25 protein-coding genes and 1 pseudogene are annotated in these 23,256 nt (G+C 36.7%); all 26 read left to right on the forward strand.

The genetic code is table 11. From position 1 onward, the window contains the following. Positions 1-19 precede the first annotated feature (19 nt). Complete coding sequence (locus DFR79_RS08580; RefSeq protein ID WP_133515101.1) at positions 20-1,846, forward strand: ATP-binding protein; 1,827 nt, start codon at positions 20-22, stop codon at positions 1,844-1,846. Further along, on the forward strand, positions 1,839-2,261 hold the full coding sequence (locus DFR79_RS08585) for a response regulator transcription factor (protein ID WP_133515102.1): 423 nt from the start codon (positions 1,839-1,841) through the stop codon (positions 2,259-2,261). Before DFR79_RS08580 ends, DFR79_RS08585 begins: the two co-directional genes overlap by 8 nt. Further along, a complete protein-coding gene (locus tag DFR79_RS08590) occupies positions 2,251-2,946 on the forward strand; it encodes a response regulator (RefSeq protein ID WP_133515103.1) in 696 nt (231 codons plus the stop codon). Before DFR79_RS08585 ends, DFR79_RS08590 begins: the two co-directional genes overlap by 11 nt. After that, positions 2,947-3,360, forward strand: a complete 414-nt coding sequence (locus DFR79_RS08595; RefSeq protein ID WP_133515104.1) for a potassium channel family protein — start codon at positions 2,947-2,949, stop codon at positions 3,358-3,360. Positions 3,361-3,362: 2 nt separating this feature from the next. Next, entirely contained in the window at positions 3,363-4,025 is a 663-nt protein-coding gene (locus DFR79_RS08600; protein WP_133515105.1) for a potassium channel family protein, read from the forward strand. A 1-nt stretch (position 4,026) separates the two neighbouring features. Next, positions 4,027-5,511 carry a TrkH family potassium uptake protein gene (locus DFR79_RS08605; RefSeq protein WP_133515106.1) on the forward strand — a complete coding sequence of 495 codons (1,485 nt, stop codon included), beginning with the start codon at positions 4,027-4,029 and terminating at the stop codon, positions 5,509-5,511. Positions 5,512-5,535: 24 nt separating this feature from the next. Continuing rightward, positions 5,536-5,625 (forward strand): potassium-transporting ATPase subunit F, encoded by a 90-nt coding sequence (locus DFR79_RS08610; protein ID WP_111572947.1) that lies wholly within the window; start codon positions 5,536-5,538, stop codon positions 5,623-5,625. 15 nt (positions 5,626-5,640) lie between these two features. Continuing rightward, positions 5,641-7,383, forward strand: coding sequence for a potassium-transporting ATPase subunit KdpA (kdpA, locus tag DFR79_RS08615; RefSeq protein ID WP_133515107.1), 1,743 nt, complete (start codon positions 5,641-5,643; stop codon positions 7,381-7,383). Positions 7,384-7,385: 2 nt separating this feature from the next. Continuing rightward, complete coding sequence (gene kdpB / locus DFR79_RS08620) at positions 7,386-9,422, forward strand: potassium-transporting ATPase subunit KdpB (RefSeq protein ID WP_133515108.1); 2,037 nt, start codon at positions 7,386-7,388, stop codon at positions 9,420-9,422. After that, positions 9,423-9,992, forward strand: coding sequence for a potassium-transporting ATPase subunit KdpC (gene kdpC / locus DFR79_RS08625; RefSeq protein ID WP_133515109.1), 570 nt, complete (start codon positions 9,423-9,425; stop codon positions 9,990-9,992). Next, on the forward strand, positions 9,992-10,819 hold the full coding sequence (locus tag DFR79_RS08630; RefSeq protein WP_133515110.1) for a universal stress protein: 828 nt from the start codon (positions 9,992-9,994) through the stop codon (positions 10,817-10,819). Before kdpC ends, DFR79_RS08630 begins: the two co-directional genes overlap by 1 nt. 220 nt (positions 10,820-11,039) lie before the next feature. Next, entirely contained in the window at positions 11,040-11,792 is a 753-nt protein-coding gene (locus tag DFR79_RS08635) for a hypothetical protein (protein WP_133515111.1), read from the forward strand. 46 nt (positions 11,793-11,838) lie between these two features. Beyond that, entirely contained in the window at positions 11,839-12,177 is a 339-nt protein-coding gene (locus DFR79_RS08640) for a phenylpyruvate tautomerase MIF-related protein (RefSeq protein WP_133515112.1), read from the forward strand. Positions 12,178-12,193: 16 nt separating this feature from the next. Beyond that, entirely contained in the window at positions 12,194-13,159 is a 966-nt protein-coding gene (locus tag DFR79_RS08645; RefSeq protein ID WP_133515113.1) for a CorA family divalent cation transporter, read from the forward strand. Between the two features lie 131 nt (positions 13,160-13,290). Continuing rightward, positions 13,291-13,654 (forward strand): annotated as a pseudogene (locus tag DFR79_RS16485) (hypothetical protein); the annotation flags it as partial. A 29-nt stretch (positions 13,655-13,683) separates the two neighbouring features. Further along, the gene (locus tag DFR79_RS08655) at positions 13,684-15,222 is read left to right on the forward strand and encodes an ABC transporter substrate-binding protein (protein WP_133515114.1); all 1,539 of its coding nucleotides are present in this window, start codon (positions 13,684-13,686) and stop codon (positions 15,220-15,222) included. A 120-nt stretch (positions 15,223-15,342) separates the two neighbouring features. Further along, positions 15,343-16,281: an ABC transporter permease gene (locus tag DFR79_RS08660; RefSeq protein WP_133515115.1), complete on the forward strand. Its 939-nt coding sequence runs from the start codon at positions 15,343-15,345 to the stop codon at positions 16,279-16,281. A gap of 17 nt (positions 16,282-16,298) precedes the next feature. Beyond that, positions 16,299-17,174: an ABC transporter permease gene (locus DFR79_RS08665; protein ID WP_133515116.1), complete on the forward strand. Its 876-nt coding sequence runs from the start codon at positions 16,299-16,301 to the stop codon at positions 17,172-17,174. Positions 17,175-17,180: 6 nt separating this feature from the next. Then, on the forward strand, positions 17,181-17,465 hold the full coding sequence (locus tag DFR79_RS08670; RefSeq protein WP_133515117.1) for an ATP-binding cassette domain-containing protein: 285 nt from the start codon (positions 17,181-17,183) through the stop codon (positions 17,463-17,465). Then, positions 17,446-17,619 (forward strand): oligopeptide/dipeptide ABC transporter ATP-binding protein, encoded by a 174-nt coding sequence (locus DFR79_RS08675; RefSeq protein WP_243727751.1) that lies wholly within the window; start codon positions 17,446-17,448, stop codon positions 17,617-17,619. The genes DFR79_RS08670 and DFR79_RS08675 overlap by 20 nt, the downstream gene beginning before the upstream one ends. Next, positions 17,601-18,404 carry an ABC transporter ATP-binding protein gene (locus DFR79_RS08680; protein WP_279512877.1) on the forward strand — a complete coding sequence of 268 codons (804 nt, stop codon included), beginning with the start codon at positions 17,601-17,603 and terminating at the stop codon, positions 18,402-18,404. Before DFR79_RS08675 ends, DFR79_RS08680 begins: the two co-directional genes overlap by 19 nt. A gap of 61 nt (positions 18,405-18,465) precedes the next feature. Further along, the gene (locus tag DFR79_RS08685; RefSeq protein ID WP_133515118.1) at positions 18,466-18,873 is read left to right on the forward strand and encodes an RrF2 family transcriptional regulator; all 408 of its coding nucleotides are present in this window, start codon (positions 18,466-18,468) and stop codon (positions 18,871-18,873) included. Between the two features lie 15 nt (positions 18,874-18,888). Further along, complete coding sequence (gene grxC / locus DFR79_RS08690) at positions 18,889-20,079, forward strand: glutaredoxin 3 (protein WP_347814032.1); 1,191 nt, start codon at positions 18,889-18,891, stop codon at positions 20,077-20,079. A gap of 149 nt (positions 20,080-20,228) precedes the next feature. Beyond that, complete coding sequence (locus DFR79_RS08705) at positions 20,229-20,873, forward strand: hypothetical protein (protein WP_243727747.1); 645 nt, start codon at positions 20,229-20,231, stop codon at positions 20,871-20,873. Positions 20,874-20,973: 100 nt separating this feature from the next. After that, entirely contained in the window at positions 20,974-21,318 is a 345-nt protein-coding gene (locus DFR79_RS08710; RefSeq protein WP_133515119.1) for a DsrE family protein, read from the forward strand. Positions 21,319-21,814: 496 nt separating this feature from the next. After that, a complete protein-coding gene (locus DFR79_RS08715) occupies positions 21,815-23,245 on the forward strand; it encodes a nicotinate phosphoribosyltransferase (RefSeq protein WP_208107517.1) in 1,431 nt (476 codons plus the stop codon). Positions 23,246-23,256: the final 11 nt, after the last annotated feature.

Here is a 23,256-nt window from a genome sequence, read left to right on the forward strand (position 1 = left end):
TGTTAGGGAGTGTAAAAAGATGAAAATAAAAACATTAAAAGGCAAAATGCTCCTTGGTTTTGCAGTTATGATTATTATAATAGCAGGAGTTGTGGGTTGGAGTATCTATAATTTTGAAACTTTATCAAATGCTATAAATGATATTATGGTTGAAAATTACCGCAGTATTAAAGCCAGTGACAGTATGGTGGAGTCAATTGAGCGTCAGGATAGTGCTCTGCTGCTGCTTTTAAGATCTACAGAAGATCAGGGTCAGGAGATATTCAGGAGAAATGAAAAAGAATTTTATACCTGGCTGGCCCGAGCAGAAGATAATATTACTATCGAGGGTGAAGGCGAGATTTTAGAACAAATAAATGAAAAATATTTTAGTTTTGTTTCTAAATTTGATAAGTTTTATAATGCAGATGAAGATCAGCGCTGGGAGATATATAACCAGGAACTGCTTCCTTTATTTAATGAAATCAAAAGTGATATCCGTGAACTAAGAGAATTAAATAGGCAGGCAATGGTTGAAGCACAGCGTGATGCAAATAGCAGAGCCAATCAGGCAATTATCTATACTATTGTGCTCGCCCTAACAGTAATTATAGTTTCTCTGATTTTTGCTGTTTATCTAACAAAGCAAATCTTGCGGCCGATTAGGGAGCTGGAAAAAGGAATCCAAAAAGTTGCAGATAGAAATTTTCAACAGCAGGTAGAAGTCGCCTCTGAAGATGAAATTGGAGCACTTGCTGATGAATTTAATGAGATGATTTCAAAGCTGCAGGAATACGAGAAACTTAATGTTAAAAAACTGGTAATGGAAAAAGAAAAGTCGGAAGCAGTAGTTAATAATTTAAGCAGCCCTTTAATTGTAACGGATCAGGATCATAAAATTGTATTAATTAATGAAACTGCAAAAGAGTTATTTTCTATCAAACAGGATGTGATTGATACCCACTTTTTAGAAGTGATTCAGGCAGAAGAGATTTTCGAATATATTAAAAATCCTGACGCCAAAGAAAAAAGAACATTTAAACTAAAGAAAGATGATAAAGAAAGACATTATAGAATATCTACAAAACAGGTAATAGATGAAGATGAAGAATATCAATTTACAGTTACTCTTTTAGAAGATATTACAAGGTTAAAAGAAATTGATAATATGAAATCAGAATTTGTTTCTACTGTTTCTCACGAATTTAGAACTCCGCTGACTTCAATGAATATGGGCTTAAGTATGGTAATTAATGAAGATACAGGAGAGCTAAATGAGGAGCAGCGTGAACTGCTGGAAGCTGCTTATGAGGATGTTGAGCGGCTGACAGAGCTGGTAAATGATCTGCTTGATCTTTCAAAGATTGAATCAGGCAGAATTGAAATGGAATTTGATAAGGTTGATGTCAATAATCTTATAGAGAAAACACTTAATCCATTTTATAAACAGGCTGAAGAAAAGGAAATTGAACTCAAATTTAAACAGTCAGAGGATAATGTTTTCGCCTGGGCAGATCCTTCCAAAATCAGCTGGGTTATTTCCAATTTAGTTGGCAACGCACTTCGCTATGCAGATGAAGGAAAAATTGAGGTCTCTGCAGAAGTAAAGGGAAGAAGGGTGCTGGTTTCAGTTACAGATAATGGGCCTGGAATTCCAAAAGAATATCAATCCAAGATATTTGATAAGTTTGTGCGGGCAGGTAATGATAAAGATGAGAAAAGCGGTACAGGACTTGGTCTGGCTATTTCAAAGGAGATTATCACTGCCCATAATGGTAGAATCTGGGTAGATAGTGAAGAGGGTGAAGGTTCAACATTTTCGTTCTATATTCCACGGTTTGGCTATCAGGAGGAAAATAATGAGTAAAATATTAGTAGTAGATGATGAAAAAAATATCAGGCTTGTGGTTGGTAAAAGTCTGGAAAAAGCAGGCTTTGATGTAGTTTATGCAGTTGATGGAGTGGAAGCGGTTGATCAGGCAAATAAATTTAATCCTGATCTTGTGCTTTTAGATCTGAGACTGCCAAAAATGAATGGATTTTTAGTGTTGGAAGCTCTTAAAGGTGATACTCCAACTGAAGATATTCCAATAATTATTCTTTCGGCTTTATCAGAGGAAGATGATGTGCAGAAAGCAATTTCTCTGGGGGCTGAAGATTTTTTAGTAAAACCAATAAGTCAGAGTGATCTGCTGGCTGCTGTAGAAGAAAATATAAGGGTTGAAGAAAGAGGAAATAGTAAAGAAGAGGAAAATGAGGAGGAAAAAAATTATGAAGAATAAAATATTAATCGTTGATGATGAAAAAAATATTCGACTGACTTTAAAAACTGCTTTATCAAAAGCTGGTTATGAGGTAGAAACTGCTGTTAATGGTGAAGATGGTTTAAGTAAACTACAGGAAGAAGAATATCCAATTGTGCTATTGGATATGAAAATGCCAGGTATGGATGGAATTCAATTTTTAAAAAAAATTACAGATGATGAAATTGAAACTAAAGTAATAATGATCACAGGTTATGGAAGTGTAGAAACTGCTGTGGAAACTCTAAAGCTGGGGGCGGTTGATTATCTGCGCAAACCATTTAAGCCAGAAGAAATCATTAAAATTGTAGAAGATGTTTTTGATCGTTATGAAGTGGAAAATAGCGAAAAAGAAGTAGAAACATTTGATGAATATATTATGCTGGCTAAAAATGCAATTAATAAAAGGAATTTTTCAAAAGCGAAGGAAATGCTGCAGAAAGCTACTTCTTTAGATTCCGAAAAACCGGAACCCTTTAATCTACTGGGAATCATTTACGAAATGCAGCATAAACAGGCAGAGGCCATGAAAATGTATAGAGCAGCTTTAGCACTAGAACCTGGATATAAGCCGGCTAATGATAATATTGAGCGTGCTGGTGAGAGTATGGGTTCAATTGATCTGGACAATGTTAATTTTGGGGATGACGAGGAGGAAAAATAAATGTTTATAGTGATTATAGGCTGTGGCAGAACCGGTTCTCTGCTGGCAGGAAACCTCTCCCGCTCCGGTCATGAAGTAGTTGTGATTGAACATGATCCAGAGTCATTTGCTCTGCTCCCTGTTGATTTTTCCGGTTTTCAGATTGAGGGGGATGCCGCAGAAAATGATATTTTAAAAGAAGGAAAAATTGAGTCAGCTGATCTGGTTATAGTGAGTACTGGTAATGACCAGATAAATTATCTGGTATCACAGATGGCAAAGGTTAATTTTGATGTGCCAAGGATTATGGTCAGAACAATTGACCCGGCAGTAGAGAAAATGTATGAAAATGAAGATAGAGTGGAAAGCTTTTCGCAAATTTCTCTTTTAGCTGAAAATATGATTAATAAAATTGAGCGAGAAGGGATGAGATAAATGTGGATATCATATTAGTTGGTGGAGGCAAGTTGATTTATCATCTTGGCAAAAAATTAATATCAAAAGGACATTTTTTAACAATCATCAATAAAGATAGAAAACTGGCAGAGGATTTAGCGAGAGAAATCAACGCTACAGTTGTTTTTGGTGATGCAACTAATAAAACTGTATTAGAAGATGCAGGGGCCTATAAGGCTGATAATTTAGTTTCCTTAACTCAAAAAGACCATAATAACCTTTTTATCTGTAAAATGGCAATGGATTATTTTGGGGTGGAGAGAACAACAGCTCTGGTCAACAATCCAGAAAATGAGGAATTATTTAACACTTTAGGGATTACAGGCATCTTCAATATCACTGATTTAATCAGCTCGATCATTGAGCAGAGCGTGTCTGCAGATGATGTCAGTAATTTAACAATGATTGAAGAAGGGAAGTTAAGTATTTTCCAGGTAGAGGTATCTCCTGTGTCGGAGGCTGTGGGTAAAGAAATAAAGGATATAGATTTACCGCTGACCATTGTTTTAGGGGGAATAGTTCGTAATGGAGAAATTATCATTCCGCGTGGTGGTTCTCAAATTAAGGCAGGAGATAAAATAGTGATTATTTCACTGCCGGAAGAGCAGGCAGAGGCCATTAAAGTATTTGGTGGTGAAGAATAAAATGAAATATAAAAATCTACTTATTTCTCGCTATTTCTTGATTTCAAAATATACGGGAATAATAATTATGTTTGCTGGAGCGGCTATTGCTTCACCGCTTTTATTTTTAATAGCTTATCCAGAAGAGGCTGCTCTGGCTCCGCATTTTTTGCTGGCAGCAGGCCTCTCAGTGCTGGCAGGGTTAGCGCTTTATATTTATGGTAGTAAACATCAGGAAAAAGATGTCGAATTATCATTAAATGAAGGAAGTATAATAGTTATTTTTTCCTGGTTGGGAGCAATTTTTTTCTCTGCAATTCCTTTTATTACAATTCTGGATATGAGCTGGACTCATTCCATTTTTGAGGTTGTAAGTGGCTGGACAACTACAGGTTTATCACTGGTAGATGTTACAACTGCTCCCAAATTAATATTAATCTGGCGCAGTATTATGCAGTTTTTCGGAGGTGCTGGTCTGGCAGTTATTGCTTTATCATCACTGCTTCCAGTTCACGGAATGGGTCTCTATATGGCTGAGGCTCGAAGTGACAAACTGTTACCTCATGTTAAAAGATCAACAATGATGATTATGAAGATTTATACACTTTATACTATTGCTGGTATCTTTTTATACTATTTTTCCGGAATGTCTATGTTTGATTCTATCAATCACTCGATGGCAGCAATTTCTACCGGGGGATTTTCAACTCAACCGGACAGTATAGGTCATTATAACAGCCTTTCCATAGAAGTAGTAACCATTGTTCTAATGTTTTTAGGTACAATCAACTTTGCAACTCACTATACTTTACTTAAAGGTAAAATTAGAACTTTTTTTAAAAATGCAGAAATTCGCTTAATGATTACTTTATTTACGCTTTTAACACCAATTTTAATGTTTTTTTCATTAAATACTTTATATCCCAGATTGAGTGAGAATTTTAGGGTTACGTTTTTTCAGATTATAACTGCTTTATCAACAACCGGATTTTCGACCATCTCTTTTGCTGGCTGGCCCTTATTTGCTAATTTTATTATCATTTTAATTATGCTGGTTGGTGGAGGAACAGGATCAACTGCCGGTGGTATCAAGCAGTACAGGATTTATTTAATCTTTAAATCAATTTACTGGGAAATTAAAGAACAATTTTTACCCCGTAGAAGTGTGAGCAGTAATTATCTCTGGCGGGGAGAAAATAAGTTTCATGTTAAAGATCAGCATATTAAAGATGTGGCAAACTATATAATTCTATATTTATTTACCTTTTTTGCCGGGGTAGCAATTCATACTGCCTATGGATATTCTCTTTTAGACAGTATGTTTGAGTTTGGATCTGCTTTAGGAACTGTTGGACTTTCTATTGGTCTGATTTCTCCAGCGGCACCAGCCGGTATTATCTGGACTCAGACTATTGGTATGTTTTTAGGAAGATTAGAGTTTTTCATTATTCTTTATGCCGGTATTAAATTAGTCAAAGATGGTGTTTATATAGCAAAACATGATTAAATTTTGAGACAGGGGTGGTGTTAAATGGATCTGGGTAATATTATTTTAGGAGTAGTTACTATCTTTGTATTTATTTATCTTTCGTATGTTTTATTTTTTCCAACAAAGTTCTAAAAGGAAGGTGATAAGATGTTAAATATAGCAGCTTTAATTGTCTTTTTTGTACTATTATTTGCCTTAATATATGTCTTCGGCGAATATATAGCCTGGATATATCAGGAAGAGACAAATAGTAAAAGTGAACTACCTAAAAAGTTAAATTTGTTTAAAAAACTGGATCGACCTTTTAAGTTGATAGAAGAGAAAATATTTTCATTTTTGAATATCAAGCCAGACAAAGAAATGAATTGGAAGCAGTATCTATTTTCGCTTTTAATTTTCAATGGAATCTTATTTGTTTTTCTTTTTCTGGTCTTTAAATTCCAGAATATTCTACCACTAAATCCTCTTAATTTAGAAGGTATGAGCTGGGATCAGGCTTTTCATACAGCCAGTACTTTTGTCAGTAATACAAACCAGCAGCATTATGGTGGTGAAAATCTTTCTTATTTCTCCCAGCTATTTGCTGTTGGACTGGCAATGTTTTTATCTGCCGGTACTGGACTGGCACTTGCTCCTGCCTTTACCCGAGGAATCCAGAATCAAGAAGATAGTAGACTGGGTAATTTTTATGTCAATCTAATTAAAGGTTTAATCAGATTTTTACTGCCCATTTCATTTGTGATCGGAGTGATTTTAATTTCTCAGGGTTCACCCCAGTGGTTTGGTGGAGAGATTGTTGTCAATACCATTGAGGGAGTAAAACAGGCAATCAGAGTTGGTCCTGTAGCTGGAATTGAAGCGATTAAGACCCTGGGCACAAATGGTGGTGGTTTTTTTGCCGCCAATGCAGCTCATCCATTTGAAAACCCGACAATATTATCTAACTTAGTACTTAACTTAATTATGCTGGCCAGCCCGATGGCAATCATTTATGCCTTTGGAATCTGGATGGGCAAGAGAAGACATGGAGTTATTTTAATTGGGGCTTTATTTGTTATCTTTCTTGGTCTTTTCTGGGTTACTGCAGCTGGAGAAATGCAGCCCAATCGAGCAGTAACAATGGCAGAAAAAAATTTAAATATAACTGTTGATCAGAGTGCAGGCAATATGGAAGGAAAAGAGACGCGCTTTGGCAGTCTTTTAAGTTCACTCTGGGCAATATCCACAACTTCAACTACCAATGGCGCGGTAAACAGTATGCATAATAGTTATAGCCCACAGGGGCTCATGGGTCCATTCCTGGCTATGGCAATGAATTGTCTCTATAATGGTATTGGAGTTGGATTACTTAATTTAATGACCTATATCTTTATCTGTGTCTTTATCGCAGGTCTGATGATTGGTCGGGCACCACAGTACTTAGGTAAACAGATTGAGTGGAGAGAAGTTAAAATTGCAGCTTTAATTATTCTGCTGCTGCCTGTATTAGTCTTATTCCCAACTTCAATTGCAGTAATTACTGAAGCCGGAAAAGAAGCTATCCATAATCCTGGTTTTACTGGTTTTTCAGAAGTATTATATGAGATGTTTTCCGCCGGAGCCAATAATGGCAGTGGGATGGAAGGCTTAATGGATAATACAGTATTTTATAACCTACTCAATGGTGGCGCAATTCTAATGGGAAGATATCTTCCTATTTTCGGTCAGCTTTTAATAGCAGGTAATTTATCGAAGAAAAAAATCAGACCAGAAACAGAAGGAACACTTAAAGTAGAAAATCTGTCATTTCTAGTTCTATTTGTTGGTGTAATGATTATTATTGGTGGTTTAATCTTTATGCCTGCATTAGCAGTAGGACCAATTGCAGAAATGCTAAGTGGGGGGATGTAGAGATGTTCGATATAGATTGGGAACAGCAGTGGACAGCAATCAAACAGTCATTTATCAAACTTGATCCTGGATATTTAATTAAGAATCCGGTTATGTTTGTAGTAGAACTCTGTACTATACTGACAATAATTTTGACACTTTATCCACCGCTTTTTAATGGTCAGCAGCCCACCTGGTATTATCTGACAATCACAATAATTTTAGTCTTTACCTTATTATTTGCAAATTATGCCGAATCTCTGGCTGAACTGCAGGGGGAGGCTCATGCTGATAGCTTAAAGGCCTTACAGGTGGAAAGTGAAGGTAAGAGATTAAAAAATAAGGATATTGAATTAGATCAGATAACTGAAGACGACTATGAGGTGGTAGCTGGAGCAGATATAGAAAAAGGGGACTATGTTTTTGTAGAAAAAGGAGATATTATACCCCGTGATGGAGAAGTTGTTGCAGGTAGTGCTTCTATTGATGAATCAGCAATTACAGGAGAATCAGAACCTGTAATTAGAGAAAGTGGTGGTGACAGAAACTCTGTTACAGAAGGAACTGAAGTTTTAAGTGATGTGCTTAAAATTGAGGTTACTGCTGCTGTAGGAGAGTCATTTTTAGATAGGATGATTGGTCTGGTAGAAACAGCATCCAGACAGAAAACTCCCAATGAAATCTCGATGACCCTGCTTCTGGCCAGCTTTACCTTTGTCTATCTGGCAGCAGTTGTTACCATGCGTTTTTTTGGGATGTATGTAGATATGAACGTTGATGTGGCCAACTTGATTGCTCTTTTGATCGGTTTAATGCCGACAACAATTGGAGCTTTACTGGCCTCGATTAGAATAGCCGGGATGACCAGAGTAACCAGAGAAAATATAATTGCTAAATCGGGTAAAGCAGTTGAATCAGCAGGTGACCTTGATGCGCTGATTTTAGATAAAACAGGGACAATTACAACTGGAGAAAGAATCGCAGAAGAATTTATTGCAGTTGGCAGTGAAGATAATGAATTATATAAAGCCTGCCTCCAGTCTTCATATTTTGATGAAACTCCAGAAGGCCGTTCAGTAGTTAACCTGGCTCATGACTTAGATGTTGATGTAGATGAAAGTGAGCTGAAAAAGGAAAATTTTGTTGAATTTTCTGCTAAAACCAGAATGAGTGGTATTGATTTACCTGATGGAACTGAAATCAGAAAAGGTTCTGTAGAAGCAGTTAAGGAATATGCAGATGAGATTCCTGATGGATTAACTGATAAAGCCCATGAAATTGCAGATAGTGGAGGTACGCCTCTGGCTGTTGCTGTTGATAAGAAGATTCTGGGTTTAATTGAACTCCAGGATGAATTGAAAGTAGGCATTAAGGCCAGAATCCAGGAACTCCAGGAAATGGGAGTTAAATGTATTATGGCAACTGGTGATAACGAGAGAACTGCCCGCTATGTGGCTGAGCAGGCTGGAATAGAAGAATACTATTCTGAGTTTAAGCCGGAAGAAAAAATTGCTCTGGTTGAAAAAATACAGAAAACAGGAAAGTTAATTGGAATGACCGGTGATGGGACCAATGATGCTCCTGCTTTAGCCAAAGCTGATGTAGGACTTGCTATGCAGGCCGGAACAAATGCTGCTAAAGAAGCAGGAAATATGGTTGATCTTGATTCTGATCCGACAAAATTAATTGAGGTCGTTGCCATTGGTAAACAGTTATTAATGACCAGAGGTTCTCTAACAACCTTCAGTATTGCCAATGATATTTCCAGATATTTTGCGCTGGTTCCTGCAATTTTTAGTGCAGGAATACCGGCCTTACAGCAGATTAACTTTATGAACTTATATTCACCGCAGAGTGTAGTAATTGCTTCTTTAATTTATAATTCACTGATTATTCCTTTCTTAATTCCACTGGCAATGAAGGGTGTGGATTATAAAGCGGAAAGTTCTTCTAAGCTGCTGCGCAAGAATCTGGTTATGTACGGAGGAGCCGGTTTGATTGCACCATTTATTTCTATTAAATTAATTGATATGCTATTAGTAATGCTGGGGGTGTTTTAAATGAGTGCAAAAAAGAATATAATAACTGCAGTCAAGTTAATAGTTCTCTCACTTCTAATTTTCTCAATAGTTTATCCACTATTATTAGGGGGTGTGGGACAGTTATTTGGGAATAAAGCGGAAGGCAGTTTGATTTATCAGAATGGAGAGGCTGTAGGTTCCAGACTTATCGGTCAAAAATTTGATAGTGACATTTATTTTATATCCAGACCATCTTCAATTAATTATGATGCTACAACTTCTGGTAGTGCTAATTTAGCTGCTTCAAATCCTGAATTACAGCAGAGAATTGAGGCTGACTTAAAAAAAATTAAAGCTAAATATCAGCTTGGCAATATGGCTGTACCAGTAGATTTAATTACTGAATCTGGTTCTGCTCTAGATCCACATATCTCACCTGAGGCAGCTTATTTTCAGGTAGAATATCTGGTAGATCAGACAGGAATTTCTGAGTCAACCCTGAATTCATTAATAGAAGAACATACAGAGTCCAAGCTGCTCGGATTATATGGAAAAAGCAGAGTTAATGTGCTGGAATTAAATCTGGCACTTGAGGAGGTATTAGATTAATGAATGATAAATTACATGAGAACTGGCCTGGATATAAGAAGATTCTACTTCCTTTAGGCCATAAAGCAGATATTAATAATTTAACTGATCTAGCTTCCTATATTATTGAACGTAAAAAAGGAGAGGTTAAATTTATCCATGTCATGCGTGAGGGAAGTTATATTGACCTGCCGCGCGAATGGAGAGAGGGAGCTAAAAGAGTTACCGAAAGTCATCATAAGATGATGCAATATGGTATTCACAGTGACCGTGAAATTGTAACTTCTAAGACTATAGAAAGGGGTATTTTAGAGACTGCCTTTGATATGGAAGCAGAAGCGATCATCCTGGGCTGGGGTCCTAAGCCAGGGGCTAAAATTTCTAAAATGGCTTCTCATATCATGGATAATTTTCATGGTGATGTGATTATCTATAAAAATAGAGTTGATATTGAGCAGACCAAAAAAGTAATGTATCCAGTAGCAAAAGTACCTTCCAAAAGTAGATTGAATCTAATCAAACATATAGTACAGGAAACGGGTGCTACTTTGACATTGGCTCATTATGTAGATAAAAGAGATGGCAGCCGGCAGAAAGGAAAAAAAGTTCTGGCAGCAGCAAAAGATAAGGCGCTTGAATTTAAAATTGATGCTGAAACAATGATGCTGGAAGGAAATTCTCTGGCAGCCAGTATCAAAAAAGCTACAGAAGATTTTGAACTGCTGGTTATTGGTCCATCTGGAGACTGGTGGGTTTATCAGACAGTATTTGGCCGTACAACTGATAAAATTGCCGAAGCTGCTCAATGTTCTGTACTGCTTCATAAATATAAGAGTGAAGATGAATAAAAAAGAGCCAGTAATTTTCTGATCTCAAAAAAATACTGACTGTATAGAATTTATTTTATTAAAGACTGTGTCGGCTTATTTTGCCTGGCGCAGTCTTTTTTTATCACTTTACAAATTAAAATTTGATAAGAAAATTAAGCTTTAAAATAGAGGAATTTACTTATCTTTGTTTAAATATGGATATAGCGAGAAAGAAATTATTAAAAAAGGGGGTTAAATTTTGGATGCTGCAACTATAACAATTATTTTTATTATTCTTTCTGCTCTGATAGCCGTTGTCATCAGAAAGATAAAAAAAGACAAATGTCTTAAAGATTTCAGAGATGATATGGTTACTCTGGAACTCTTAAACGGTCAGCAGTACAGAGGTGAGTTGAAGCTGAAAAGTTCTGGGCTAAAATTTAATTATTCCGATTTTATTGAAGATGAGAGACAGCTTAAATTTTTGAGTTTTCTGCTTTATAAAAATGAATATCCTGATATTCAGGCAGTAGTGCGCTATCATAAAGATTTAACTGAGGAAGGAAAAATACTCAGAGCAGAGGATTTCAAGCAAACCTTCCAACCTTCACGCTGGCGGAAGTTCAGGCGCTCAACTTTAAATTTCTTAAAAATCATCAAAGATGCTGTTATTGAAATAATAAATATGATGACCAGCAATCTTTCCAAGACAACCCCTGTAGGAGCAGCTATCAGCAGCAATGACAGTCAGGTTAATAAAATGAAAAATGAGGTTTATAATTTAGTTGAAACTTCCTATGAGCCTCTGCTGGAAGATTATATTGGTGAAAGAGTGATTTTAGAATTAAAACGGGGTAATGACTGGGTCAAATATAATGGAGTTTTAAAAGATTATACGGCAGAATTTATTGAACTTATAGATGTTGATTATGGGGCCGAAAAAAGTGGTAAAATAGATGCTGACTTAATTGTTTTAAGAAAATATGGGATAGTTCGTAACTTAAGCGAGTAGAATTTAAGTATAATATTTTTAATAATATAAAGAAGGAGTGGTTTTGATGCCTTATATTAAAGTTCAGACTAATCAGAAAGTGGAAAAAGAAGAAGGATTATTAAAGAAGTTATCGGCTGAGATGGCAGATCAGCTGGGAAAACCGGAATCATATATTATGACAGCTCTGGAAGCTGAAACCAGAATGACTTTTGGCGGCAGCACAGAAAAGACAGCCTTTATTCAGGTAAAAAGCATCGGTTTAAAAGAATCAATGACCGAAGAACTATCTCAGTTTCTCTGTCAATTTCTTGAAACTGAATTAGAAATTGAGCAGGACAGAATATATATTGAATTTGCAGATGCTCCAGGTGCAATGTGGGGCTGGGATGGAGGCACATTTTAGTTGAAGGAGGTATTTAATGGCAGCACTGATTACAGGCTACTATGTAGAAAAAGATTATATTAAGCAGCTGGCAACTTTAAAAGAAGATGTTTCAAAAAAACGCGAAGATTCCTTTTGCTGGTATCACCTCAATGTTCTAAAAGAGGAGACCAAAAGATGGTTAAAAGAGGAGAGCGGTTTATCTGATATTGTAATTAAAGAATTAATCTCAGAAGAAACCAGACCCCGTATTTTAAAAGATGAAGCCGGGATACTTCTCAATTTGAGGGGGCTAAATTTAAATCCTGATTCAGATGAAGAAGACATGGTTTCTCTGCATATGTGGATAGAACCCGGTAGAATAATTACTACCCGCAGTGAGCGCATTTTTACCATTGATGACATCAATCAAAGTTATCAGAAGGGTAAAGGTCCCAGAACAACTGCTGATTTTTTGATTCAAGTGATTGATGGGATAAGTAATAGAATTAGTGATTATATTTACGATATTGAAGAACAGATTGATGAGATGGAAGAAGAAGTTTTAACTGCAGAAAGGTCTAAACTGCGGTCTTTGATCTCCGAAAAAAGAAGAGAAGCAGTTATTATTCGGCGTTATATTGTGCCCCAGCGGGAGTCAATGGCCCGTCTTTACAGAGAAAAGATAGCCTGGCTGGATGAGGATGACAAAGAATATATCTATGAGTTTTCCAACCGTTCAATCAGACAAATTGAAGAACTTGATACGATTAGGGATCGGGCAGCACTGGTTCAGGAAGAATTGAATAATAAGATAAATGACCAGATGAATCGAACCATGTACATTCTTTCTATTGTCGGTAGTATCTTTTTGCCACTGGGATTTCTGACCGGTTTATTTGGAATCAATATCGGTGGTATGCCGGGAACTGAAAGCAATTTATCTTTTGCTATTTTTTCAATAATAATGATTTTAATTATCGGAATCGAATACTGGTTATTTAAAAGAAATGACTGGATTTAAGCTGGATTTATATATCTGACTCAGAATAATTGCTGTATAATTCAGAATTTTTTCCTGTAAATTCATTATCAATATACTATAATTGGTTTAACATAAACGCGGATAATTAATATCTGAGTTAACAGGAGGCTGAAGTTCTAAGAGCAGCTGATTATGACATTGCTCCTGGAGTCTGGCCTGATATGACAAAGAAGGGGCTGGAAAAAGACGATTGGCCCCAGATATTTGAGAAAGTGATGGCAGCTGATATTTTAATTTTGGGTACTCCAATCTGGCTGGATTGGTGAGGCTGGGCCTGGACCTTCCTACTTAGATGATAATTCGGGTGGTCCGGAAAATGATTTTACTCAGAGAAATACAACTTTTATGACCTGGAATTTAATGCATCTGGCCAAAATGCTTAAAGGGAATGATGGAATTACTGCCCACGGCAATCAGCGCAGTGCCTGGGATGCTGGCTGCAGCTTTGATCACCCCAATCCAGAATATAGATAATTGTCGAGAAGTTTTAAAAGGAGGCCAAAATGTTAAAAAATAAATATATTTTTACTTTGATAACTACTGTTTTGTTGTTCAGTCTGTTAACTAACCCGGCAGCAGCCCAGGATGACAGCCTTAATATTGCTATTCCTGGTCGAGCACAGACACTTGATCCGGCATATCTGCAGCGGGTTTTATCTGACTGGCCGGTAATGAATTCAGTTTTTAATGGACTGGTTAAGTATAAGCCTGGAACATTTAAAGTGGTGCCTGATCTGGCGAAAAAATGGGAGATTTCTGAGAATGGTACCGAAATCAACTTTCAGCTAAAAGAGGGAGTTCAGTTTCATAAGGACTACGGAGAATTCACTGCTAAAGATGTTAAATTTTCATTTGAGAGAATAATCGCAGAAGATGCAAACTCTCCGGAAGCACAATCATTCAGTAATCTGGAACGAGTAGAAATTGTTGATAAATATACAGTAAAATTAATTTTAAGTCAGCCAATGGGAAGGCTTTTTACTTCCACACTTCCTTTTAATGCGGGTTTAATTGTCAGCAAAAAGGCAGTGGAAGAGATGGGAAGAAAAGAGTTTTCCAGTAATCCGATTGGTACTGGGCCTTATGTCTTTAAAGAATGGGATGTTAATAATAATATAACTCTGCAGAAAAACAAAAATTATTTTGAGGCAGAGGCGGATTATGGAGAAATTGTTTTTATGCCCATGGCTGACCCTACTTCTCAAGAACTGGCTTTACAGGCAGGAGAAATTGATATTGGACAGCTTACTCTTGATAATTTTGATCAGATAAGTCAGATGGAAGAGTTTGAAGCTGAAATTTTTCCAGATTTGGCAGTCCAATATGTGGCCTTTAATACCAGTAAGGAGCCATTAAATAATAAGAAATTAAGAGAAGCCTTAAGATATATAATTAATCCTGAAGAAATCTTGGTGGGTGCTTTTGCTGGCAAGGCAGAGAAAGCCTATTCTATTTTACTTGAGGATATGATCGGTTACTGGAAGGCTCCTGATTTTAAACTGAAAGAAGTAGGGAAAGATTATGTCTGGAATTTGCTGGCAGAGGCCGGTTATCCAGAGGGAGAAGGTTTAGAACTGGAATATGTAACTGACTCCACCCAGAAAAGAAGACTGATTGGAGCTTTAATTCAGGATCAATTGTCCCAATTTAATATTGATTTAAATGTTAAGGCTATGGAAGTTGGACCCAAAATAGAAAGCTGGCAGGAAGGCAGTTATGATATAACTTATGCTAGATTTACCAATACTGTTGATCCTGGTTATAATTTTCAGTGGTACTTGAGTGAACAAATTGGAAAATGGAACCTATTTCAATGGTCAAACAAGAAATATGATAGGCTCTGGCAGGAAGCTGAAACTTCACTCAATACTAACAAACGGGCTGAAAACTATCGAAAAATGCAGCAGCTGATGAATGAAGATTCGATTGGCATCTGGGTTACTCACGGAGTTAAAACTCCCGCCTGGAATACTGAAGTAGAGCCAGTTTTTTCTCCAGATGGAGTAGTTTTACCCTGGTTAACCACCAGCAGCGAAAAATAAAAATTATAAAACCTGAATCCAAATATTTTAATTCAGATTCAGGTTTTATTCAAATATTTTTTTAAATTTTATTTAATCAAACCCATATTTTCTGAAATTTGAAAGCTGGAGGATTAGCATATGTTTATCTATATCACAAAACGACTTTTGTGGGTGATTCCAACTATTCTTACAGTCTTATTAATTTTATTCAGCCTCAGTTATTTACTGCCTGGAGATCCAGCGGATATTATACTTGGACCGAGGGCTACTCCAGAAATGGCGGAGGAACTAAACAGGCGCCTGGGCCTTGATAAACCCTGGTATCAAAGTTATTTAATTTATCTGCAGAATATTATCAGGGGAGATCTTGGGACCTCAATTTTTAGAGATCGTTCGGTACTTAAGGTGATTTTGAATGTTCTGCCCTATACAGTTATTTTAACCCTTACAGGGATGGGACTTGCTGTTTTTAATGGGATTTCTATTGGACTGCTGGCTGCTAATTATAATAATAGTTATTTAGAAAAATTTTTAACACTCTTTTCTTTTATCACAGCCTCAACTCCAACCTATATTGCCGGAGTCTTATTGATTGTTATTTTTTCAGTTAATCTTAATCTAATACCTTCAATTGGGATTGGTGAAGGAGGGTTTTTGAGCAGGCTGCACCATTTAATTGGACCTGCACTGGCACTTTCAGTTGGCTGGACCGGTTATATTGCTCGCTTAACCAGAAGTTCAATGCTCGAAACTCTGGATCAGGAGTTCATTCAGACTGAAAAATCATTTGGTATTCCCCGCTCCTATATTCTTTATAAATATGCATTAAAAAAAGCAATTAAACCAATCATTGCTGTAATTGGTCTTGGTATTGGCAGGCTGCTCGGTGGAGCTGTTTTTGTGGAAGTAATTTTTAACCGCCCTGGATTGGGGAGATTAATTGTTAATTCGGTTAATGAGCGTGATCTACCAATGGTTAGAGGTGGCGTTTTAGCCGCAGCTTTATTATTTGTAATTGCAAATTTGATTGCAGATATCTCATATGCCTATTTTGATCCCAGAATAAAACAAAAATAACCAGCTGGAGGTTTATCATGTTTAAGAGCCAGAAATTTTTCCGCTTCAAAAAAAAGAGAATTAGAGTAATTAAAATAATGGGCAATGATTATAAAGCCTATCTTGGTGGAATAATTATCATGCTGATTCTAGTTTCAGCTATTTTTGCACCCCTGATTGCTCCTGCTGACCCTTATAAAACTAATGTGACTAAAAGGCTGGAAGGTCCCAGTCTTGAAAATTTACTGGGGACAGATAGTCTGGGTAGAGATATTTTGAGTCGTCTAATTTATGCAGCCCGGCCGGCAGTCCTCGTTTCTTTTGGGGGTATAATTATTTCATTAATTATTGGGATGATTCTGGGACTGTTGGCAGCCTATGTAGGTGGTGTACTGGAAAATCTAATTTTATTTATTTTTGATGTAATTCGTGCTTTTCCCCCAATTATTTTAATTTTAGTTTTGCTTTCTATAGTTGGACCTTCCCTGTTGAGTGTTATAGTTATCCTGGGGGTCACCATTATGCCCCGCTACGGTAGGGTAGTCAGAGCCGATACTCTCTCAGAAAAAGAAGAGGATTTTGTTGAAGCTGCCAGATCACTGGGAGCAGATAATTCTCGCATAATTTTTAAGCATATTCTACCCAATATATTTGCTTCAGTCCTTGTTTTGAGTGGAATGGATATGGCTTCAATGATTATGTGGGAGGCAGGACTCTCTTTTTTAGGACTGGGATTACAGCCTCCTCTGAGCAGCTGGGGAGTAATGCTGCAGCAGTCATATCAGTATATTCAGACTGCGCCGTTAATGATTGTCTGGCCGTCTCTGGCAATAATGCTGACCATGCTTGGGTTTTCAACCTTTGCTGAGAGTCTGAGGGTGGCTTTAAATCCAAAATTGAATCAGGAGGTATAAAGTCTGATGCCGGATAAAATTTTAAAGATAAATGATTTAGCAGTTGAATATAAAAATAAGGGCAGCTATTTAAGGGTGCTGGAAGATATAAATCTGGAACTCGAGAGTGGTGAGATTCTGGCTCTGGTCGGGGAAAGTGGTTCCGGAAAGTCGACTTTAGGAAAAACAATCTTGAGATTACTGCCGGATTCAGCCAGAATAAAAAAAGGTAGCATTATATTTAAGGGTCAAGATATCTGCACCCTATCAGAAAACAGAAGAGCTGGAGACTATTCCCGGAGAAGTCCCTGATCCCGGCAATTATCCAGATGGCTGTAAATTTCATCCCCGCTGCAGCTACAGTTTTGATCGCTGTCGGAAAGAAGAGCCCCGGCTTGAAGAAATAGAACCAGGTCACTTTTCAGCCTGTTTTTTAAACGATCGTTTGTGGCTCGATCTGTTTTGAGATTAATCGAACCAACTGCAGGAGAGATTCTGTATAAGGGAAAATCAATCAATGGTTTTAATAAAAAGGAATTAAAAAATTTTAGATCAGATGCCCAGATGATTCTACAGGATCCCAGGTCTTCCTTAAATCCGCGCTTTATTGTAGAAGAGATTGTTTCTGAACCATTATATATCCATGATCAGATTAAGGATGATTATAATTTGCTGGATCGAGTCTGGGAACTGCTCGATATGGTGGGACTTGCTAAACGATATTCGGAACTTTTTCCCCACGAATTAAGTGGTGGTCAGGCGAGAAGAGTGGGAATTGCACGGGCACTCGCTTTACAGCCTGAGTTTATAGTCTGTGATGAACCAACTTCCGGCCTTGATATTTCAATAATGTCTGCTATTTTAAATCTGATGAAAAAACTGCAGCAGGAATATCAGCTGACCTATCTCTGGATTTCCCATAATTTACATGAGGTAAGATATATCAGCAATAAAGTGGCAGTAATGTATTTAGGTAAAATAGTTGAGATTACAGATACTGACACAATTTTCAATAATTCAGTCCATCCCTATACAGAAGCCCTGTTTTCTTCCTTAAGAGGAGTTAATGATGACTGGAATTATAAAGAGCGGGATATAATAAAGGGTGAAGTTCCGAGCCCGATCAATCCACCTTCCGGCTGCAGTTTTCATCCCCGCTGTAAATATAGTTTTGATAAATGTCAAAAGATAGAACCTGAACTCGAAGCAGTAGAGGCAGGTCATTTAACCTCCTGTCACTTATATAATTAGGATAAATCAAAAAAATAATTTTTTAACAGAGAAAGGTATTAAATGAGGAGATTATTAATTAATGAAAACTTCAAGAAAAACTGATTATGCCGTCCCTGCTTTAATGATTCTGGCAAGAAATAAAAAGGAAGAGCTTTCTGTCAAAGAACTGGCAGAGATGGGAAATGTATCTTCATCTTATCTGGCAAAAGTAATGCAGAGGTTGTCAGCAGATGGAATTGTAAGTTCAGCTGAAGGGAAAAAAGGTGGATATAATTTAAGTAGAGGTGCTGAAGAGATCAACCTGGCTCAGATAGTGGAGCTTTTTGAAGCAAAAGAAAATGTGTTTGAATGTGTAGATGAAATCCGCAGCTGTAAAATTAAAGATAGATGTAAAATTCACCGTGTATTTGGAAAGGCCTATCAAAAAATGCTGGCTGAACTTGAACAGACAACTATTAAAGATATTATTAATCCTGAAATTAATTAAAAGAAAGGATTTGATATGATGGAAAACCCGAAGATCGAAATTTATACAAAAGAATGGTGTCCTTATTGTAGACGTGCAAAGTCAATGCTGAAAAGTCTGGGGCTTGAATATACTGATTATGACATAACTGATAACGAGGAACTCCAGCAGGAAATGGTAGAACGAAGTGGCAAAGAAACTATTCCGCAAATATTTATCAGTGATCAAAAAATTGGCGGCTATGATGATTTAATTGAACTTGTCAGTTCGGGTGGACTTGATGAGATGACTGAATTTGAAAGGCCAAACTGCAGTGAAAAAGACTGGGATGTGGCAGTGATTGGTGCTGGACCAGCCGGTATGACTGCAGCGGTTTATGCAGCTCGAAAAGGTTTAAAGGTTCTCCTGGTAGCCAGAGATATCGGTGGTCAGGTTTTAGAAACTGATACCATTGATAATTATCTACCTGAATATGGAACCACCGGCCCGGATCTGGTACAGGATTTTTTAAGTCATCTTCGAAATTATAATATAGATACCCTTTTTGGAGAAGAAATACTGGATATCAAACACGAAGAAAAGGGACATACTCTAATTACCAAAAGTGAAAAAGAAATTGAAACTAAAGCTGTGATTATTGCTGCTGGAACCAAAAAGAGACACCTTGGAGTTGCAGGAGAACATCAATTAAAAGATAAGGGAGTAAGTTACTGTGCTACCTGTGACGGATTTTTATATGAAGATCAGCCGGTTGCTGTTGTTGGCGGCGGTAATTCTGGTCTGGAATCAGCTCTAGATATGGCCAAAATTGCAACTAAGGTCTATTTAATCATTAGAGGAGAGCAGCCATCTGGAGATAAAAGTCTGCAGGATAAAGTAAATAGCTCAGATAAAATAGAAATCTGTAAATCCTATGAGACAACTGAAATAAATGGTGACCACGAGGTTGAATCTGTTAAAATTAAAAATTCAAATACGGGAAAAGAACTTGATCTTGCTGTCAAGGCAATTTTTATTGAAATTGGTTTAATACCAAATACAGGTTTTGTCTGTGATCGACTGGAGACAAACCAGAAAAACGAGATTATTATAGATGAGAATAATCAGACAAGTATAGAAGGGATTTTTGCTGCAGGAGATGTAACAGATATCAAAGATAAACAGATTGTAATTTCGGCTGCCGAGGGAGCAAAAGCGGCTCTGAGAGCAAATGAGTATTTGAGTTAAATTATAATATCAGTCTAAAAATCTATAAAACAATTATGTTTGCCAGCTCAAATATTTCCCGCAGGCAGAGAGAAATGATAGCAACAGTGGTTTCTGAGGTCAATGAATGTCGCTGCTGAATAACTAATCATGGAGCGGCGCTCCAAAAGTTGATCAGAGATGATGAGCAGGCAGAAAAAATATTAAGTGGTATTTTAGATGATTATAAAAATACACCAATGATAATTGTTTTTGGATTAAAAAGGAGGAGTAAAATGAAAAGAAAATTAGGTTTAGCAGCAGTTATTGTTCTGGGACTTTTTTTACTGGCAGCATGTGGTGGAGGTAATGGAACCGATCAAAATCAGGAAGAAGCGGCTGATACGGTTACAACTGCTTCAATAGTAAGTGAAGAAGAGGAGTTCAGACAGGCTATTAGTGAGGATGGAACCTGGATCATTGCTACTTTAAATGATTTGACTTTTGAAGAGGAACTTGTTGTTGAGGGAACTTTCTATAATGGTGGTGACTCAGAGAATGAGGTTTATCGTAAAATAGCAGCTTATGCTCAGGATGATGAACGTAATGTAACAGACAGATATACAATTACAGCTCCCCAGATGACTATAAGTAGCCCAAATACAAGATTTCAGGGCGGCGTTTTTGAAGGAGATATGGTTATAGAAGCTAATGGTTTTACACTCTATGATGCCACAGTTGAAGGAAACATCTATTTTGCCAGTGAAGAATATCAGGAGTCTGCAGAGATTACTGAAGATAGTGAAGTTACCGGCGAAATGGAAGTACAGGAATAAGTTAGAAATTAATCTAATTTAAATATAACTACTCAAACTCCGCATTTGTAAAAGAATAATTAATGTGCGGAGTTTGAGTAATTAACAGGAGTTGAATAAAATGACAGAAGACAATAGCTTAGTTATTTTATGGACAAGTGGTGATCAAGAAGTTGCAGAAAACATGGTGTTTATGTACACTATCAACGCTAAAAAACAGGGATGGTGGCAGGATGTTAAATTTATTGTCTGGGGGCCATCCTCAAAATTATTAAGTGAGAATCAGGAATTACAGAAACAGGTTAAAGATTTTATTGAAGCAGGAATTAAAGTTGAGGCCTGTAAAGCCTGTGCTGACCGGTATAATGTAGCAGATGATTTAGCAGAATTGGGTATCGAGGTTAAATATATGGGAGAGCCTTTAACTGATTATCTTAAAAGTGAAAGTAAGGTAATGACATTTTAGTGAATGATAACATATTTTTTATGACTTAACTCCCCGCTGAATTTACTGACCCTTCAGGCGAAAACACCTATCAGATTAAACTTCAGAAGTTAATACTGGTAGGTCCTCATCATTAGTTTTTTGGTGGTGACGGAACAAATGTTTATATGCACGGGACAACTGGTGTTGGTAATCCGAGAATGCCTAATGTCTGGAGTTATTTAACATTATGGGGTCTGGGAAATAAGTTTCTTGAATAAATAGATGATAAGTTAACCACATATATTTTTAGATAATCAAAATTATTTTTAATCAGGCTGGAGTTAAAACTCCAGTCTTTTTTGAATAACCTGCTTTCGATTAATAATAGTTGCTTTAATTATTGTAAGTTCAGGAGGATTAATGATGAAGTTTAGAAATAGATAGTGCAAAATTACTTGTTTTAATAAATCTGAAATGTTAAAATTTTTATAAACAACAATACATAAAATATAAAATAAGGCTGGTGTTTATTATGATGAGAGATTTAAGTCTTTTAACTGATTTTTATCAATTGACTATGGCTCAGGGATACTGTAATAAAGGTAAAACCGAAAAGGCAATTTTTGATCTTTTTTATCGAGAAAACCCCTGTAATAATGGGTATGCTATATATTCAGGTCTGGAACAGATTATTGAATTTGTAGAGAATTTTAAATTTAAAGAAGATGATATTGAATATTTAAGAAGTCAGGGATTTAATGAAACTTTTTTAGATTATTTGAGAGATTTTGAATTCACAGGGGATATTCATTCAGTTCCGGAAGGTAGTGTTGTTTTTCCAAATGAACCACTGCTTAAAGTAGAAGCCCCAATTTTACAGGCTCAGTTATTAGAAACTCCCCTTTTAAATTTTATTAACCACCAGGCATTAATTGCTACTAAAGCCGCCAGAATAACTGAGGCAGCTCAGGGAAAAGATGTGCTGGAGTTTGGTCTGCGTCGGGCTCATGGACCTGATGCTGGTGTCTACGGAGCGCGCGCTGCGGTAATAGGTGGCTGTGCTGGTACTTCCAATGTTTTAACCGGTAAGAAATTTGGAGTTAAGGTAAGTGGTACTCATGCTCACAGCTGGGTAATGAGTTTTGAAAGTGAATTAGAAGCTTTTCGGACCTATGCTGATAATTTTCCCAATAGTGATATACTCTTAGTAGATACATATGATACTTTAAAATCTGGTGTTCCCAATGCGATTAAGGTTTTTAAGGAGATGAAGGCGAAAGGAATCGAATCAGATCTTTTTGGAATTAGACTGGACAGCGGAGATTTAGCCTATCTTTCTAAAGAGGCCAGAAGAATGCTTGATCAGGCAGGTCTGGAAGAGGCTGTGATAGTTGCTTCTAATAATCTTGATGAAAATATTATAACTTCTCTTAATCTACAGGGAGCTCAAATTGATCTTTACGGAGTTGGAACTAAACTTATTACTTCCTATGATTGTCCAGCCTTTGGGGCAGTTTATAAGATGAGCGAATATAATGGTCAGCCTAAAATAAAACTTTCTGATAATATTAAAAAGATGACTAATCCTGGTGACAAAAAATTATTAAGAATTTATGATAAAGACTCAGGTGAAATTAGAGCAGATTTAATTAGTCTGCAGCAGGAAGAGATTAGTGAAAATCAGGATTTAACTCTTTTTGATGCCAGAGATACCTGGAAAACTACCACTCTAAAAAAAGGTAATTATAGAATTAGAGAAATGATGGAACCAATTTTTAAAAATGGAGAACTGGTCTATGATTCTCCTTCCGTAGTGGAAATTAAAGAGTATGCAGAGCAAGAAAAGGATAGTCTGGGAGAGGAATATAAGAGATTAACAAATCCCCATATTATGAAAGTAGATTTATCAGATAAATTATTTGACTTAAAATCAAAACTTATAGAAGCTAATAAAATTGATGAATAGATTTTAGCTGG

This window comes from Halanaerobium saccharolyticum (assembly GCF_004362045.1).
Taxonomy (GTDB): Bacteria; Bacillota; Halanaerobiia; order Halanaerobiales; family Halanaerobiaceae; genus Halanaerobium; species Halanaerobium saccharolyticum_C.